This window comes from Pseudomonas qingdaonensis (assembly GCF_018398475.1).
Lineage (GTDB): Bacteria > Pseudomonadota > Gammaproteobacteria > Pseudomonadales > Pseudomonadaceae > Aquipseudomonas > Aquipseudomonas palmensis.
The window spans coordinates 2,039,164-2,055,548 of the sequence record NZ_CP074676.1; the positions used below are offsets into that span (position 1 = coordinate 2,039,164).

Annotated in this window: 14 protein-coding genes; 13 read left to right on the forward strand and 1 reads right to left on the reverse strand. The window is 60.7% G+C overall.

Annotation, left to right across the window (positions count from 1 at the left end):
- The first annotated feature begins 145 nt into the window (after window positions 1-145).
- The 4 genes from KH389_RS09280 to KH389_RS09295 all read left to right on the forward strand — a co-directional run bounded on the left by KH389_RS09280 (window position 146) and on the right by KH389_RS09295 (window position 3,212).
- Window positions 146-1,591: an aminotransferase-like domain-containing protein gene (locus KH389_RS09280; RefSeq protein ID WP_043863146.1), complete on the forward strand. Its 1,446-nt coding sequence runs from the start codon at window positions 146-148 to the stop codon at window positions 1,589-1,591.
- A 67-nt stretch (window positions 1,592-1,658) separates the two neighbouring features.
- Entirely contained in the window at window positions 1,659-2,189 is a 531-nt protein-coding gene (locus KH389_RS09285; RefSeq protein WP_043863145.1) for a hypothetical protein, read from the forward strand.
- Window positions 2,190-2,316: 127 nt separating this feature from the next.
- Window positions 2,317-2,571, forward strand: coding sequence for a YkgJ family cysteine cluster protein (locus tag KH389_RS09290; protein ID WP_043863144.1), 255 nt, complete (start codon window positions 2,317-2,319; stop codon window positions 2,569-2,571).
- 35 nt (window positions 2,572-2,606) lie between these two features.
- Window positions 2,607-3,212, forward strand: coding sequence for an START domain-containing protein (locus tag KH389_RS09295; protein ID WP_058541861.1), 606 nt, complete (start codon window positions 2,607-2,609; stop codon window positions 3,210-3,212).
- Between the two features lie 134 nt (window positions 3,213-3,346).
- Here the strand turns inward: KH389_RS09295 and gltA are convergent, their stop codons facing one another.
- Window positions 3,347-4,636, reverse strand: coding sequence for a citrate synthase (gene gltA, locus KH389_RS09300; protein WP_043863142.1), 1,290 nt, complete (start codon window positions 4,634-4,636; stop codon window positions 3,347-3,349).
- Window positions 4,637-4,986: 350 nt separating this feature from the next.
- Between gltA and sdhC the strand changes: the two genes are divergently transcribed.
- From sdhC to sucD, 9 genes are all read left to right on the forward strand, one after another.
- A complete protein-coding gene (gene sdhC / locus KH389_RS09305) occupies window positions 4,987-5,373 on the forward strand; it encodes a succinate dehydrogenase, cytochrome b556 subunit (protein ID WP_088515660.1) in 387 nt (128 codons plus the stop codon).
- Window positions 5,367-5,735 (forward strand): succinate dehydrogenase, hydrophobic membrane anchor protein, encoded by a 369-nt coding sequence (sdhD, locus tag KH389_RS09310; RefSeq protein ID WP_043863140.1) that lies wholly within the window; start codon window positions 5,367-5,369, stop codon window positions 5,733-5,735. Before sdhC ends, sdhD begins: the two co-directional genes overlap by 7 nt.
- A 3-nt stretch (window positions 5,736-5,738) precedes the next feature.
- Window positions 5,739-7,511: a succinate dehydrogenase flavoprotein subunit gene (gene sdhA, locus KH389_RS09315; RefSeq protein WP_043863139.1), complete on the forward strand. Its 1,773-nt coding sequence runs from the start codon at window positions 5,739-5,741 to the stop codon at window positions 7,509-7,511.
- Window positions 7,512-7,522: 11 nt separating this feature from the next.
- Window positions 7,523-8,227 (forward strand): succinate dehydrogenase iron-sulfur subunit, encoded by a 705-nt coding sequence (locus KH389_RS09320; protein ID WP_043863138.1) that lies wholly within the window; start codon window positions 7,523-7,525, stop codon window positions 8,225-8,227.
- A gap of 244 nt (window positions 8,228-8,471) precedes the next feature.
- Entirely contained in the window at window positions 8,472-11,303 is a 2,832-nt protein-coding gene (locus tag KH389_RS09325; protein WP_043863137.1) for a 2-oxoglutarate dehydrogenase E1 component, read from the forward strand.
- 42 nt (window positions 11,304-11,345) lie between these two features.
- Entirely contained in the window at window positions 11,346-12,563 is a 1,218-nt protein-coding gene (gene odhB, locus KH389_RS09330; protein WP_054915668.1) for a 2-oxoglutarate dehydrogenase complex dihydrolipoyllysine-residue succinyltransferase, read from the forward strand.
- Window positions 12,564-12,657: 94 nt separating this feature from the next.
- Window positions 12,658-14,094 (forward strand): dihydrolipoyl dehydrogenase, encoded by a 1,437-nt coding sequence (gene lpdA, locus KH389_RS09335; RefSeq protein WP_043863135.1) that lies wholly within the window; start codon window positions 12,658-12,660, stop codon window positions 14,092-14,094.
- A 175-nt stretch (window positions 14,095-14,269) separates the two neighbouring features.
- Entirely contained in the window at window positions 14,270-15,436 is a 1,167-nt protein-coding gene (sucC, locus tag KH389_RS09340) for an ADP-forming succinate--CoA ligase subunit beta (RefSeq protein ID WP_043863134.1), read from the forward strand.
- On the forward strand, window positions 15,436-16,320 hold the full coding sequence (gene sucD / locus KH389_RS09345) for a succinate--CoA ligase subunit alpha (RefSeq protein ID WP_038613108.1): 885 nt from the start codon (window positions 15,436-15,438) through the stop codon (window positions 16,318-16,320). Before sucC ends, sucD begins: the two co-directional genes overlap by 1 nt.
- Window positions 16,321-16,385: the final 65 nt, after the last annotated feature.

Genomic DNA, 16,385 nt, shown 5'->3' on the forward strand with positions numbered 1-16,385 from the left:
TGCCGCAAAGCTTGAAAAAGCCGCTGTCACACAACTGTGTAGTCGACTATTCTGGCATCTGTGCCCGTACACTTATGCACTGTTCCGGTATTCTTCGCCGACTGTACAAGAACAATTAGATAGCCCGCGTTTCGAGATCCGTCCCATGACCAATCTGTTGCTCTACCAGCGCATCGCCCAGCAACTGGCGGAAGACATCCGTCGCGGCGTCTATCAGCCCGGTGAGCGCGTACCTTCGGTACGCAAGATGAGCTCGCAGCTCAATGTCAGCCATGCCACCGTGCTGCAGGCCTATGCCAACCTCGAGGACCAGGGGCTGATTCGCGCGCGGCCGCAATCGGGCTACTACGTCCACCAGACCCCGGCCCTGACTGCGCAGACCCCGGACATCGCGCGGGTCGAGCGTCCAGGGCTGGTCACGCGCAGCAGCATCATCCAGCAGGTACTGACCGAAGCCCGGCGTGATGGGGTGTTCCCGCTGGGGGCGGCGGTTCCGCATGTGGACTACCTGCCGGTGCGGGCGCTGCACCAGCAACTGGCCAAGGTCACGCGGTTCCAGAGCCCGCGCGCGTTCAGCTACATGTTCAGCCCGGGTTTCGAGCCGCTGCGCCGGCAGATCGCCATTCGCATGCGCGACGCCGGGGTGGTGGTCGACCCGTCCGAAGTGGTGGTGACCCACGGTTGCGTCGATGCGCTGCAGATGTCGTTGCGGGTGCTGACCCGGCCAGGCGACCTGATCGCCGCCGAGTCGCCCACCTATTACGGGCTGCTGCAACTGGCGGACCTGCTGGGGCTCAAGGTGATCGAGATCCCCAGCGACCCGGCCACCGGCATCAGCCTGGAGGCCCTGCAACTGGCGGCCAACCAGTGGTCGATCAAGGCGCTGGTGCTGACTGCGCGGTTGAGCAACCCGCTGGGCGGCACCATTCCCGAGGAGCGCCAGAAGCAGTTGCTGCGCCTGGCCTCGGATTTCAACATCCAGATCGTCGAGGACGATATCTACGGCGAGCTGATGTTCGAGCAAGGGCGCACCAAGGCGCTCAAGGCCTTCGACCGGCTGGGGCGGGTGATCTATTGCTCGAGCTTTTCCAAGACCCTGTCGCCGGGGGTGCGTATCGGCTGGATGATCGCGGGCAACTATCAGCAGGAAATCCAGCGACTGCAGACCTTTACCACGCACTCGGCGTGCAGTGTGACGCAGATGGGGGTGGCAGCCTACCTTGAAAATGGTGGCTATGACCGTCATCTGCGCTACATTCGCCAGGAATATCGCAAGAACCTCAGTGCCTACCAGCTGGCGGTACAGCAGCACTTTCCGGAAGGCACCCAGATGAGCCGGCCTACCGGGGGCTTCATCCTGTGGGTCAGCCTGCCGGGGCGGGTCAACACCCAGGAGTTGCATGTACGTGCCTTGCAGCAGGGCATCAGCATCGCGCCCGGGCTGATCTTCAGTAATACGGAGCAGTTCAACCACTGCATTCGCCTCAACTGCGGCATTCCGTGGAACCGCGAGGCTGAGCGGGCGCTGCTGACATTGGGGATGCTGGCCCATCAGCTTTGCCAGGAAACCGCCTCGGGCGGATACCTCTAGATCGCGGGCTTGCCAGCGACTGCAGGAACAAGGAGCATGTGCGACTCATGAATACGTCTCGTTGCCTATGAAAGCGTTGAGCTGTGCTGCCGTGATGTTGTGTGCGCTGGGCCTGTGTGCAACGGGCCCGGCACTGGCTGTGCCCGGACCGGGGCCGATACTGCTGGCACAGGCGTCGGCTGCCCCGGCACCGGACCGGAAGCCTTCGACCCAGGCCCCGGTAAAAGCGAGTGCCAAGCCACAGGCCAAGCCCAAGGCGCAACCCAAGACCAAGGCTGGCGACCCCAGGAAGACGCCGGCCAAGGCGGTAAAGTCGGGCAAGCGCAAGGCCTCCGAGGTGATTGCCGCGCCCTTGCCCAAGGCGCGCCTGGATCTGAGCCTGCCCCCGGAGATGGTCAAGGACCTGCAGCCGAGCAGTCAGGAGGAAGTCCGTGTGCGACGTCCGCTGCTGCCGTCGTTGTTCGAAGAAAAGCCTGCCGCGGACAGCCCGTTCCAGCTCAATGGCCGCTTGATCAGCAACGAAATGCAATTGCAGTTGCGCAATGATGCCCGTCAGGACATCGAGGGTGCAGCCATCGATTTCGAGTTCAAGCAATAAACGCTGCTCGACCTGCCGGTCACATTCTGCGCGGCGATATTTCATCTGAGCGGTAATTTCAAACACCTGTTTTAGCGGTTACTATCCCCATTCACCCATCATTTGTTAGGCCGAGGTCCATGTCGTCATGAACTGCCGTGAAGGCTGTGGCGCTTGCTGCATTGCCCCTTCCATCAGCTCGCCCATTCCTGGCATGCCGCACGGCAAGCCGGCTGGCGAACGCTGTGTGCAACTGTCCGAGCACAACCTCTGCAGCCTGTTCGGCCAGCCTGAACGGCCGGCGGTGTGCTCGGGCTTCCAGGCGGAGGTGGACACCTGCGGCAATGATCGCGACGAGGCGATCAGGATCATCGGTTGGCTGGAGCAAGTGACGGCGGCTTGAGTGAGTGGAACTTCGCAAACAAGGAAAACAACACGATGGGTTCGATGAAGCGGGTAGCGGTGATTTGTGGTCTGAGTGCGATGTTCATGTCGGTGGCGCAGGCTGAAGACTGGAAGGTTGCCAAGCAAGCGGATGGCATCAAGGTATCGCTGAGCGAAGTGAGTGGTTCGAACTACAAGGCCTATCAGGGCGTGACGACCATCAAGGCGCCGCTGGCCAAGGTCCGGGCGCTGCAGGAAGACGTGGCCGGGGCCTGTGCCTGGATTCACGAGTGCAAGAGCCAGAAGCTGCTCAAGCACGAGGGTGACCAGAGCTGGACCTACACCCAGTTCAATACGCCGTGGCCGGTCACCCCGCGCGATTCGATCATCCATGTAACCACCAGCGAAGGTGCTGACGGCAGCCTGACCCGCAAGCTGGAGGGTGTTCCCAAGTATCTGCCGGAAGAAAAAGGCTATGTGCGGGTGGCTGAAGTGCAGGGTTTCTGGAAGCTGGTGCCCAAGGGTGACACTACCGAGGTGACATACCAGGTGCACACCGAGCCAGGCGGCAGTGTGCCAGCGATGGTGGCGAACAAGTTCGTGGTGGATGCGCCGTTCAATACGCTCAAGGCGTTGAAGGAGCGGGCGGAGAAACCGTAACAGTTTGATGGTTGGCTGGAATATGTCTCAACTGTAGGGGCCGCCAAGGCTTGCTCCTCCTGCATGAAGCATTACGCAACAAAAAAGGCTGCCCGAGGGCAGCCTTTCTTGTTGTTGCAGGCGAGCCGTTTGGCTTACTTGCGGTCTTCCAGTTTGACGATGTCACGCGACTCGTAGCCGGTGTACAGCTGGCGCGGACGGCCAATCTTGTACGGGCTGGAGAGCATTTCCTTCCAGTGCGAGATCCAGCCGACGGTCCGCGCCAGGGCGAAGATCACGGTGAACATGCTGGTAGGGATGCCGATCGCCTTGAGGATGATCCCCGAGTAGAAGTCGACGTTCGGGTACAGCGAGCGCTCGATGAAGTACGGATCGGTCAGGGCGATCTCTTCCAGGCGCATGGCCAGTTCCAGCTGCGGATCGTTGGTGATGCCCAGCTCGCGCAGCACTTCGTCGCAGGTCTGCTTCATCACGGTGGCACGCGGGTCGCGGTTCTTGTAGACGCGGTGACCGAAGCCCATCAGCTTGAACGGGTCGTTCTTGTCCTTGGCCTTGGCGATGAAGGTGTCGATGTTCGAGACATCGCCAATTTCGTCGAGCATGGTCAGCACGGCTTCGTTGGCGCCGCCGTGGGCAGGGCCCCACAGTGCAGCGATGCCGGCAGCGATGCAGGCGAACGGATTGGCGCCCGAGGAGCCCGCCAGGCGTACGGTGGAGGTCGACGCATTCTGTTCGTGGTCGGCGTGGAGGATGAAGATCCGGTCCATTGCCTTGGCCAGCACCGGGCTGATCGGTTTGATCTCGCACGGGGTGTTGAACATCATGTGCAGGAAGTTTTCGGCGTAGGTCAGGTCGTTGCGCGGGTACATCATGGGCTGGCCCATGGAGTACTTGTAGACCATCGCGGCCAGGGTCGGCATCTTGGCGACCAGGCGCACTGCCGAGATTTCCCGGTGCTGCGGGTTATTGATGTCCAGCGAGTCGTGATAGAACGCCGACAGGGCGCCAACCACACCGCACATGACGGCCATCGGGTGGGCGTCGCGGCGGAAGCCGTTGAAGAACGACTTCAACTGCTCGTGCACCATGGTGTGATTTTTGACGGTGCTGACGAACTGAGCCTTCTGCTCGGCATTCGGCAGTTCGCCGTTGAGCAGCAGGTAGCAGGTTTCCAGGTAGTCGGATTGCTCGGCGAGCTGTTCGATCGGGTAGCCGCGATGCAGCAGGATGCCCTTGTCGCCGTCAATGTAGGTGATCTTGGACTCGCACGATGCGGTCGCCATGAAACCAGGGTCGAAAGTGAAGTGACCCGTGGCCCCCAACCCTCTAACGTCGATAACATCGGGACCAACGGTGCCGGTTAAAATGGGCAGCTCGACGGGGGCTGCGCCCTCGATGACCAACTGCGCTTTTTTGTCAGCCATGTGGCCTCCTATTAATGCTTGAAATCATCAGACAGACCCCCCACGCAGGGCCCGCACCACTATAGTGAGATAAATTCGAATGTCAATTTGCCTAAAGCACGGTTGTAAAGGGCTTTGGGCGCTGTTTTTCCGCGAAATTGCGGCCCGTTTACGCCTTTTGTTCGCCAAAGGCAATGCGCTATTTGGGCTAGGGCTTCACGTTGTCATTAGTAGCCTAACTGTCTATACTCGGCACCCGACCGCCAGGGGCTTTAAAGCCCGCTTTTCTGGGGTCGTCACTCCCTGGGTGGTGGGTACCTGACCAGTACACTTACCAACAACTTTGCCCTGCTTGCTAGGGGCTCTTCAGTGTGAAAAAAGCCGTGAAAAGCCAACGACCTGTAAACCTAGACCTAAGGACCATCAAACTCCCCATTACCGGCGTTACGTCATTTCTTCACCGTGTTTCCGGCATCATCCTCTTTCTGGGCCTGGGCATCATGCTGTACGCATTGAGCCAATCCCTGAGTTCCGAGGAAGGTTTTGCCGAGGTGAAGGCATGCCTGACCAGTCCGCTGGCCAAATTCGTGGCGTGGGGCCTTCTGTCCGCCTTGCTGTATCACCTGGTTGCCGGTGTGCGCCATCTGATTATGGACATGGGCATCGGTGAGACGCTGGAAGGCGGCAAACTGGGCTCGAAAATCGTTATCGCCATTTCCGTGGTGGTGATCGTTCTGGCGGGAGTTTGGATATGGTAACTAATGTCACGAACCTGTCGCGTTCGGGCCTCTATGACTGGATGGCGCAGCGCGTTTCTGCGGTCGTTCTCGCGGCTTACTTCATTTTTCTGATCGGCTACCTGGTGGCGCACCCTGGCATCGACTATGCCCAGTGGCACGCCCTGTTCTCCCATAACGCGATGCGGATCTTCAGTCTGCTGGCCCTCGTTGCCCTGGGCGCTCACGCCTGGGTCGGCATGTGGACCATTGCCACCGACTACCTGACGCCGATGGCGCTGGGCAAGTCGGCGACTGCAGTTCGTTTCCTGTTCCAGGCGGTATGTGGTGTCGCGATGTTCGCGTACTTCGTCTGGGGTGTGCAGATTCTCTGGGGTATCTGATTCATGGCTAACATTCCAACGATTTCCTTCGACGCCATCATCATTGGTGGTGGCGGTGCCGGCATGCGCGCTGCGCTGCAGCTGGCTCAAGGCGGCCACAAGACCGCCGTGATCACCAAGGTGTTCCCGACCCGTTCGCACACCGTATCGGCCCAGGGTGGCATCACCTGCGCCATCGCTTCGGCCGACCCGAACGATGACTGGCGCTGGCACATGTACGATACCGTCAAGGGTTCCGACTACATCGGTGACCAGGACGCTATCGAATACATGTGTCAGGAAGGCCCGGCTGCGGTGTTCGAGCTGGACCACATGGGTCTGCCGTTCTCGCGTACCGAAACCGGCCGTATCTACCAGCGTCCGTTCGGCGGCCAGTCCAAGGACTACGGTAAAGGTGGCCAGGCCGCCCGTACCTGCGCCGCTTCCGACCGTACCGGTCACGCGCTGCTGCACACCCTCTATCAGGGCAACCTGAAAGCCGGCACCACCTTCCTCAACGAGTGGTACGCGGTTGACCTGGTCAAGAACCAGGACGGCGCCTTCGTCGGCGTGATCGCGATCTGCATCGAAACCGGCGAGACCGTCTACATTCGCGCCAAGGCCACCGTACTGGCCACCGGCGGTGCAGGGCGTATCTACGCCTCCACCACCAACGCCCTGATCAATACCGGCGACGGTATCGGCATGGCCCTGCGTGCCGGCGTGCCGGTGCAGGACATCGAGATGTGGCAGTTCCACCCGACCGGCATCGCCGGCGCAGGTGTACTGGTTACCGAAGGCTGCCGTGGTGAAGGTGGTTACCTGATCAACAAGCACGGCGAGCGTTTCATGGAGCGCTACGCGCCAAACGCCAAGGACCTCGCCGGTCGCGACGTTGTGGCCCGCTCCATGGTCAAAGAGATCATCGCCGGCAACGGCTGTGGCCCGAACGGCGACCACGTGATGCTCAAGCTCGACCACCTGGGCGAGGAAGTGCTGCACAGCCGCCTGCCAGGCATCTGCGAGCTGTCCAAGACCTTCGCGCACGTCGACCCGGTCGTTGCACCCGTACCCGTCGTTCCAACCTGCCACTACATGATGGGCGGCGTTGCCACCAACATTCATGGCCAGGCGATCTCGCAGAACGCCGACGGCGAAGACACCATCATCGAAGGGCTGTTCGCGGTCGGTGAAGTGGCTTGCGTATCGGTTCACGGCGCCAACCGCCTGGGCGGCAACTCGCTGCTCGACCTGGTGGTGTTCGGCCGTGCGGCCGGCCTGCACCTGGAAAAGGCCCTGAGCGACGGTATCGAATACCGCGACGCCAGCGACACCGACGTGGAAGTCGCGCTGAACCGTCTGAACAAGCTCAACGAGCGTACCGACGGCGAAGACGTGGCAACCCTGCGTCGCGAGCTGCAAAGCTGCATGCAGAACTACTTCGGCGTATTCCGCACCGGCGAATACATGCAGAAGGGTATCGAACAGCTGGCTGGCCTGCGCGAGCGTATCGCCAACGTCAAGATCAACGACAAGTCCCAGGCCTTCAACACCGCGCGTATCGAAGCGCTGGAGCTGCAGAACCTGCTGGAAGTCGCTGAAGCCACTGCAATCGCTGCTGAAGTGCGCAAAGAGTCCCGCGGTGCCCACGCCCGTGAAGACTTCGAAGACCGTGACGACGAAAACTGGCTGTGCCACACCCTGTACTTCCCGGGTGAAAAGCGGGTTGCCAAGCGTGCAGTCAACTTCTCGCCGAAAACCGTTCCGACGTTCGAGCCTAAAGTCCGGACTTACTAAGGGTGGCCACTATGTTGAAAGTCGAAGTTTATCGCTACAACCCCGACACCGACTCGGCACCTAAGACCCAGGTGTTCGAAGTCGATACCGGCGGCAAGGACCTGATGGTTCTGGACGTGCTGGCACTGATCAAGGAACAGGACGAAGGTTTCTCCTATCGTCGTTCGTGCCGCGAAGGCGTGTGCGGTTCCGATGGCATGAACATCAACGGCAAGAACGGCCTGGCCTGCATCACCCCGCTGTCGGCGGTGGTGAAGAAGAACAAGCTGGTCGTGCGTCCGCTGCCCGGCCTGCCGGTCATCCGTGACCTGGTCGTTGATATGAGCATCTTCTACAAGCAGTACGAGAAGGTGAAGCCGTTCCTGCAGAACGATACCCCGGCGCCGGCGATCGAACGCCTGCAGTCCCCGGAAGAACGCGAGAAGCTGGACGGTCTGTACGAGTGCATCCTGTGCGCTTGCTGCTCGACTTCCTGCCCGTCGTTCTGGTGGAACCCGGACAAGTTCCTGGGCCCGGCCGCTCTGCTTCAAGCTTATCGCTTCCTGGCCGATAGCCGTGACACCAAGACCCAGGAGCGCCTGGCGTCCCTGGATGACCCGTTCAGCGTATTCCGCTGCCGCGGGATCATGAACTGCGTAAACGTTTGCCCCAAAGGTCTGAACCCGACCAAGGCAATCGGCCACGTACGTAACATGCTGCTGCAAAGCGGCACCTGATTCAAAAGTGTTGTACCCGTAGCACACCGAAGTGCGGGCCCTTGCCCGCACCGAGGTGCAACTTGAGCAAAGGCCAAAAGCCCGAGCTTTTACCTATGAAGATATGAGACCAGCAGGGGCGTCCGGGCTGGTACCCGGTAAATCTGCGGAACTCTCGGTGGCTTGGTTCAGTCGCTGCATACGGACTCAACTCAGCTTGCTGTGGTTCTTGCCGATCGAGGCCCCTAACCGAGGGTGACCAAGCATGCAAGAAAGCGTGATGCAGCGCATGTGGAACAGCGCCCACCTTTCAGGTGGTAACGCTGCCTATGTGGAAGAGCTCTACGAGCTCTACCTGCACGACCCTAACGCTGTGCCAGAAGAGTGGCGCACTTACTTTCAGAAGTTGCCCGCCGAAGGCAGCACTGCCACCGATGTATCGCACTCGACGATCCGCGACCATTTCGTACTGCTGGCAAAGAACCAGCGCCGCGCCCAACCGGTTTCCGCCGGTAGCGTGAGCAGTGAACACGAGAAGAAGCAGGTTGAAGTGCTGCGACTGATCCAGGCCTACCGTATGCGCGGCCACCAAGCCGCGAAGCTCGACCCCCTGGGGTTGTGGCAGCGCCCTGCGCCAGTAGACCTGTCGATCAATCATTACGGCTTGACCAATGCCGATCTTGATACGACCTTCCGTGCCGGCGACCTGTTCATCGGCAAAGAGGAAGCGAGCCTACGCGAAATCTTCGAGGCGTTGCAGCAGACATATTGCCGCACCATCGGCGCCGAGTTCACCCACATCGTCGACTCCGAGCAGCGCAGCTGGTTCCAGCAGCGTCTGGAGAGCGTGCGTGGGCGTCCTGAATTTTCCGCAGACATCCAGAGCCACCTGCTCGAGCGCGTTACCGCGGCAGAAGGCCTGGAGAAATACCTGGGTACCAAATACCCGGGCACCAAACGTTTCGGCCTGGAAGGCGGCGAAAGCCTGATTCCGATGCTGGACGAGCTGATCCAGCGCTCCGGTTCCTATGGCACCAAGGAAGTCGTGATCGGCATGGCCCACCGTGGTCGCCTGAACGTACTGGTCAACACCTTCGGCAAGAACCCGCGCGAGCTGTTCGACGAGTTCGAAGGCAAGAAGAAGGTCGAGCTGGGTTCCGGTGACGTGAAGTATCACCAGGGCTTCTCGTCCAACGTGATGACCGCCGGCGGTGAAGTTCACCTGGCCATGGCGTTCAACCCTTCGCACCTGGAAATCGTCTCGCCAGTGGTGGAAGGTTCGGTGCGTGCCCGTCAGGACCGCCGCAACGACAGCGTTGGCGACAAGGTACTGCCGATCTCGATCCACGGCGACGCGGCCTTCGCTGGCCAGGGCGTGGTCATGGAAACCTTCCAGATGTCGCAGACCCGCGGTTTCAAGACCGGCGGCACCGTGCACATCGTGATCAACAACCAGGTTGGTTTCACCATCAGCAACCCGCTGGACTCGCGTTCCACCGAGTACTGCACCGACGTCGCCAAGATGATCCAGGCGCCGATCCTGCACGTCAACGGCGACGATCCGGAAGCGGTGCTGTTCGTGACCCAGCTGGCGGTCGACTACCGCATGCAGTTCAAGCGTGACGTGGTCATCGACCTGGTCTGCTACCGTCGTCGCGGCCACAACGAGGCCGACGAGCCGAACGGCACCCAGCCGCTGATGTACCAGCAGATTAGCAAGCAGCGCACCACCCGTGAGCTGTACGCCGATGCGCTGACCCAGGCCGGTCGTCTGGATGCCGAGCGCGTCCAGGCCAAGGTCGACGAGTACCGCAATGCGCTGGACAACGGCCTGCATGTTGTGAAAAGCCTGGTCAAGGAGCCGAACAAGGAGCTGTTCGTCGACTGGCGTCCATACCTGGGCCACGCCTGGACCGCGCGTCACGACACCCGCTTCGACCTCAAGACCCTGCAGGAGCTCTCGGCCAAGTTGCTGGAGCTGCCGGAAGGCTTCGTGGTTCAGCGCCAGGTCTCGAAGATCTACGAAGATCGCCAGAAGATGCAGGCCGGTGGCTTGCCGATCAACTGGGGTTACGCCGAAACCATGGCGTACGCCACCCTGGCCTTCGAAGGTCACCCGATCCGCATGACGGGTCAGGATATCGGTCGCGGCACCTTCTCTCACCGCCATGCGGTGTTGCACAACCAGAAGGACGCCAGCACCTATATCCCGCTGCAGAACCTGTTCCCGGGCCAGCCACGTTTCGACCTGTACGATTCGTTCCTGTCCGAAGAGGCGGTACTGGCGTTCGAATACGGCTACTCGACCACCCAGCCCAATGCGCTGGTGATCTGGGAAGCCCAGTTCGGCGACTTCGCCAACGGTGCCCAGGTGGTTGTCGACCAGTTCATCACCAGCGGCGAGCACAAGTGGGGCCGTCTGTGCGGTCTGACCATGCTGCTGCCACACGGTTATGAAGGGCAGGGGCCTGAGCACTCCTCGGCGCGTCTGGAGCGTTACCTGCAACTGTGTGCCGAGCACAACGTTCAGGTCTGCGTACCTACCACGCCGGCTCAGATCTACCACCTGCTGCGTCGTCAGGTCATCCGTCCGCTGCGCAAGCCGCTGATCGTGCTGACACCCAAGTCGCTGCTCCGCCACAAGCTGGCCATCTCGACCCTGGAAGAATTGGCCGAAGGCTCGTTCCAGACCGTCATTCCGGAAATCGACAGCCTCGATCCGGCCAAGGTGACGCGCCTGGTGCTGTGCAGCGGCAAGGTCTACTACGATCTGCTGGAAAAACGCCGTGCCGAAGGCCGTGAAGACATCGCTATCGTGCGTATCGAGCAACTGTATCCGTTCCCTGAAGACGATCTGGTTGAAATCCTTGCGCCTTACACCGGTCTGAAGGACGTGGTGTGGTGTCAGGAAGAGCCGATGAACCAGGGCGCGTGGTACAGCAGCCAGCACCACATGCGTCGCATCCTGAGCCGTCACAACAAGGACCTGGTCCTTGAGTACGCCGGTCGTGACGCCTCGGCAGCACCTGCCTGTGGTTACGCTTCGATGCACGCCGAACAGCAGGAAAAACTGCTGCAAGCTGCCTTCACCGTTTAATGCCATCGCGCACCAGAAACCGAATTTAAGGAACCACTGATAATGGCTATCGAGATCAAAGCCCCTACTTTCCCGGAATCGGTTGCCGATGGCACCGTTGCCACCTGGCACAAGAAACCGGGCGAAGCCGTCAAGCGTGACGAGCTGATCGTCGACATCGAGACCGACAAGGTCGTCCTGGAAGTGCTGGCCACCGCCGATGGCGTGCTGGGCGACATCGTCAAGGGCGAAGGCGAGACCGTGCTGTCCGACGAAGTGCTGGGTTCGATCAATGAAGGCGCTGCACCAGCTGCTGCTCCGGCCGCCGCTGCCGCCGCACCTGCCCAGGCTGCCGCTCCGGCCGACGCTGGCGAAGACGACCCGATTGCTGCGCCTGCCGCACGCAAGCTGGCCGAAGAAAACGCCATCGACCTGGCCAGCGTCGCTGGCACCGGTAAAGGCGGTCGCATCACCAAGGAAGACGTCGTCGCTGCCGTCGCCAACAAGAAGGCCGCTCCGGCTGCCGCTGCTGCCAAGCCGGCCGCTGCTGCCGCTGCCCCGGTTGTCGCCACTGGCGACCGTACCGAGAAGCGTGTGCCGATGACCCGCGTGCGTGCCACCGTGGCCAAGCGTCTGGTCGAAGCACAGTCGAACATGGCGATGCTGACCACCTTCAACGAAGTCGACATGACCGAAGTCATGGCACTGCGTTCGAAGTACAAGGACCTGTTCGAGAAGTCCCACAACGGCGTGCGCCTGGGCTTCATGTCGTTCTTCGTCAAGGCTGCCACCGAAGCGCTGAAACGCTTCCCGGCTGTCAACGCCTCGATCGACGGCAGCGACATCGTCTACCACGGCTACGCCGACATCGGTGTTGCCGTGTCCAGCGACCGCGGCCTGGTGGTACCGGTACTGCGTAACGCCGAGCAGATGAGCCTGGCCGAAATCGAAGGCGGCATCGCCACCTTCGGCAAGAAGGCCCGTGACGGCAAACTGTCGATCGACGAGATGACCGGCGGTACCTTCACCATCACCAACGGTGGTACCTTCGGTTCGATGATGTCGACCCCGATCGTCAACCCGCCGCAGGCTGCAATCCTGGGCATGCACAACATCATCCAGCGTCCGATGGCCGTCAACGGCCAGGTCGTGATCCGTCCGATGATGTACCTGGCACTGTCCTACGATCACCGCCTGATCGATGGCAAAGAAGCCGTGACGTTCCTGGTGACCATCAAGAACCTGCTGGAAGACCCGGCTCGTCTGCTGCTGGACATCTGATAAACAGCTGCAGGCTGCAAGCGACAAGCTTCGAGCAGAAGCGTGTTCGCCTTGCCGCCTGCAGCTTGCCGCTTGACGCTAAAAGGAATCTTTTATGACCCAGAAATTCGACGTGGTAGTGATTGGTGCAGGTCCTGGCGGCTATGTAGCCGCGATCAAGGCTGCCCAGCTCGGCCTGAGCACTGCCTGTATCGAGAAGTACGTTGACGGCGAAGGCAAACTGGCCCTCGGCGGTACCTGCCTGAACGTGGGTTGCATTCCGTCCAAGGCGCTGCTGGACAGCTCCTGGAAGTACAAGGAAGCCAAAGAGAGCTTCAACGTGCACGGCATCTCCACTGGCGAAGTGAAGATGGACGTGGCTGCGATGGTTGGCCGCAAGGCTGGCATCGTCAAGAACCTGACCGGCGGCGTTGCCACCCTGTTCAAGGCCAACGGCGTCACTTCGATCCAGGGCCACGGCAAACTGCTGGCCGGCAAGAAAGTCGAAGTCACCAAGCCTGACGGCAGCACCGAAATCATCGAAGCCGAGAACGTGATCCTGGCCTCCGGTTCGCGTCCGATCGACATTCCGCCGGCTCCGGTCGACCAGAAAGTCATCGTCGACTCCACCGGCGCCCTGGAATTCCAGACCGTGCCAAAACGCCTGGGCGTGATCGGCGCCGGCGTCATCGGCCTGGAGCTGGGTTCGGTATGGTCGCGCCTGGGTGCCCAGGTGACCGTGCTCGAAGCCCTGGACACCTTCCTGATGGCAGCCGACACCGCTGTTGCCAAGGAAGGCCTGAAGACCCTGACCAAGCAAGGTCTGGACATCAAGCTGGGCGCTCGCGTGACCGGCTCGAAGGTCAACGGCGACGAAGTCGAAGTGACCTACACCGACGCCAACGGCGAGCAGAAGATCACCTTCGACAGGCTGATCGTTGCAGTCGGCCGTCGCCCTGTGACCACCGACCTGCTGGCTGCCGACAGCGGCGTGACCATCGACGAGCGCGGTTTCGTGTTCGTTGACGACTACTGCGCTACCAGCGTACCGGGCGTCTACGCCATCGGTGACGTGGTACGTGGCATGATGCTGGCGCACAAGGCCTCGGAAGAGGGCATCATGGTCGTCGAGCGCATCAAGGGCCACAAGGCCCAGATGAACTACGACCTGATCCCATCGGTTATCTACACCCACCCGGAAATGGCCTGGGTCGGTAAAACCGAGCAAGCCTTGAAGGCTGAAGGCGTTGAGGTTAACGTGGGCACCTTCCCGTTCGCGGCCAGCGGCCGTGCGATGGCAGCCAACGACACCGGTGGTTTCGTCAAGGTCATCGCCGATGCCAAGACCGACCGCGTTCTGGGTGTACACGTCATTGGCCCAAGCGCTGCCGAACTGGTGCAGCAGGGTGCAATCGCAATGGAATTCGGCTCCAGCGCCGAAGACCTGGGCATGATGGTCTTCTCCCATCCGACCTTGTCTGAAGCGCTGCACGAAGCCGCTCTGGCCGTGAATGGCGGTGCCATCCACGTAGCCAACCGCAAGAAGCGTTAAACAATAAGAAACCACGGCGGACGGCCCGTCGTGAGTCTTGCGTGCATGGCTCACCGCGGAAAGTCCGCCGGACTCGAACTCCCGGAGCATACCGGGGGCAAGCGGTCACAGGTGGCGCGGCACTCCACAGGAGCGCAGCGCCGAAGCGCAGTACCTAACGAAGACGGTAAAAAGCATGAATCTTCACGAGTATCAGGGTAAGCAGCTGTTCGCTGAATACGGCCTGCCAGTTTCCAAGGGTTTCGCAGTCGACACCCCTGAAGCTGCAGCAGAAGCCTGCGACAAGATCGGTGGCACCGAGTGGGTTGTAAAAGCCCAGGTTCACGCCGGTGGTCGCGGTAAAGCGGGCGGCGTAAAGCTGGTTCGCAGCAAAGAAGACGCCAAGGCGTTCGCTGCCCAGTGGTTGGGCAAGCGTCTGGTTACCTACCAGACCGATGCCAATGGTCAGCCAGTCACCAAGATCCTGGTTGAATCGTGCACTGATATCGCTAAAGAGCTGTACCTGGGCGCTGTCGTTGACCGTTCGAGCCGTCGTATCGTGTTCATGGCCTCCACCGAAGGTGGCGTGGACATCGAGAAAGTCGCTCACGACACTCCGGAAAAAATCATCAAGGCCACTATCGATCCACTGGTTGGCGCTCAGCCATTCCAGGGTCGCGAGCTGGCATTCCAGCTGGGTCTGGAAGGCAAGCAGGTTGCTCAGTTCGCCAAGATCTTCGTCGGTCTGGCCAAGCTGTTCAAAGAGCACGACCTGGCACTGCTGGAAGTGAACCCGCTGGTGATCAAGGCCGACGGCGATCTGCACTGCCTCGATGCCAAGATCAACATCGACGCCAACGCCATGTACCGTCAGCCCAAGCTGAAAACCTTCCACGACCCGTCGCAGGACGATCCTCGTGAAGCCCACGCTGCCAGCTTCGAGCTGAACTACGTGGCCCTGGAAGGCAACATCGGCTGCATGGTAAACGGTGCCGGCCTGGCCATGGGTACCATGGACATCGTCAACCTGCACGGCGGCAAGCCAGCCAACTTCCTCGACGTAGGTGGTGGCGCTACCAAAGAGCGCGTGACCGAAGCGTTCAAGATCATCCTGTCCGACAGCAATGTCGCGGCCGTACTGGTCAACATCTTCGGCGGCATCGTTCGTTGCGACATGATTGCCGAAGGCATCATCGGTGCAGTGAAAGAAGTTGGCGTTAAAGTGCCGGTTGTTGTTCGTCTGGAAGGCAACAACGCTGAACTGGGCGCCAAAGTACTGGCAGAAAGCGGTTTGAACATCATTGCGGCAACCAGCCTGACCGACGCTGCTCAACAAGTTGTCAAAGCTGCGGAGGGCAAGTAATGAGCGTCCTGATCAATAAAGACACCAAAGTCATCTGCCAGGGCTTCACCGGCTCGCAGGGTACCTTCCACTCCGAGCAAGCCATCGCCTACGGCACCAAGATGGTTGGCGGCGTGACCCCAGGCAAAGGCGGCACCACTCACCTGGGCCTGCCGGTGTTCAACACCGTGAAAGAAGCAGTAGCTGCTACCGGCGCCGACGCGTCGGTCATCTACGTACCGGCTCCTTTCTGCAAGGACTCGATCCTGGAAGCAGCGTTCGGCGGCATCAAGCTGATCGTGTGCATCACCGAAGGCATTCCTACCCTGGACATGCTCGATGCCAAGGTCAAGTGCGACGAGCTGGGTGTTACCCTGATCGGCCCTAACTGCCCAGGCGTCATCACCCCGGGCGAGTGCAAGATCGGCATCATGCCAGGTCACATCCACTTGCCAGGCAAGGTCGGTATCGTGTCGCGTTCCGGCACCCTGACCTATGAAGCCGTGAAGCAGACCACTGACGCCGGTTTCGGTCAGTCCACCTGCGTCGGTATCGGTGGCGACCCGATCCCGGGTTCGAACTTCATCGACATCCTGAAGCTGTTCCAGGAAGACCCGAAGACCGAGGCGATCGTGATGATCGGCGAGATCGGCGGTTCGGCTGAAGAAGAAGCGGCTGCCTACATCAAGGCAAACGTCACCAAGCCAGTGGTTTCCTACATCGCCGGTGTGACTGCCCCAGCGGGCAAGCGCATGGGCCATGCTGGCGCCATCATTTCGGGCGGCAAGGGTACTGCAGACGAGAAGTTCGCAGCCCTGCAGGACGCCGGTGTAAAAACCGTGCGTTCGCTGGCCGACATCGGCAAGGCCCTGGCCGAGCTGACCGGTTGGGAAGTGAAGAAGTAAGCTGCGGCTGACCTTCCACGCTTCGGCAAAGGCCACCCTCGGGTGGCCTTTGTGCTTTCTGGTGT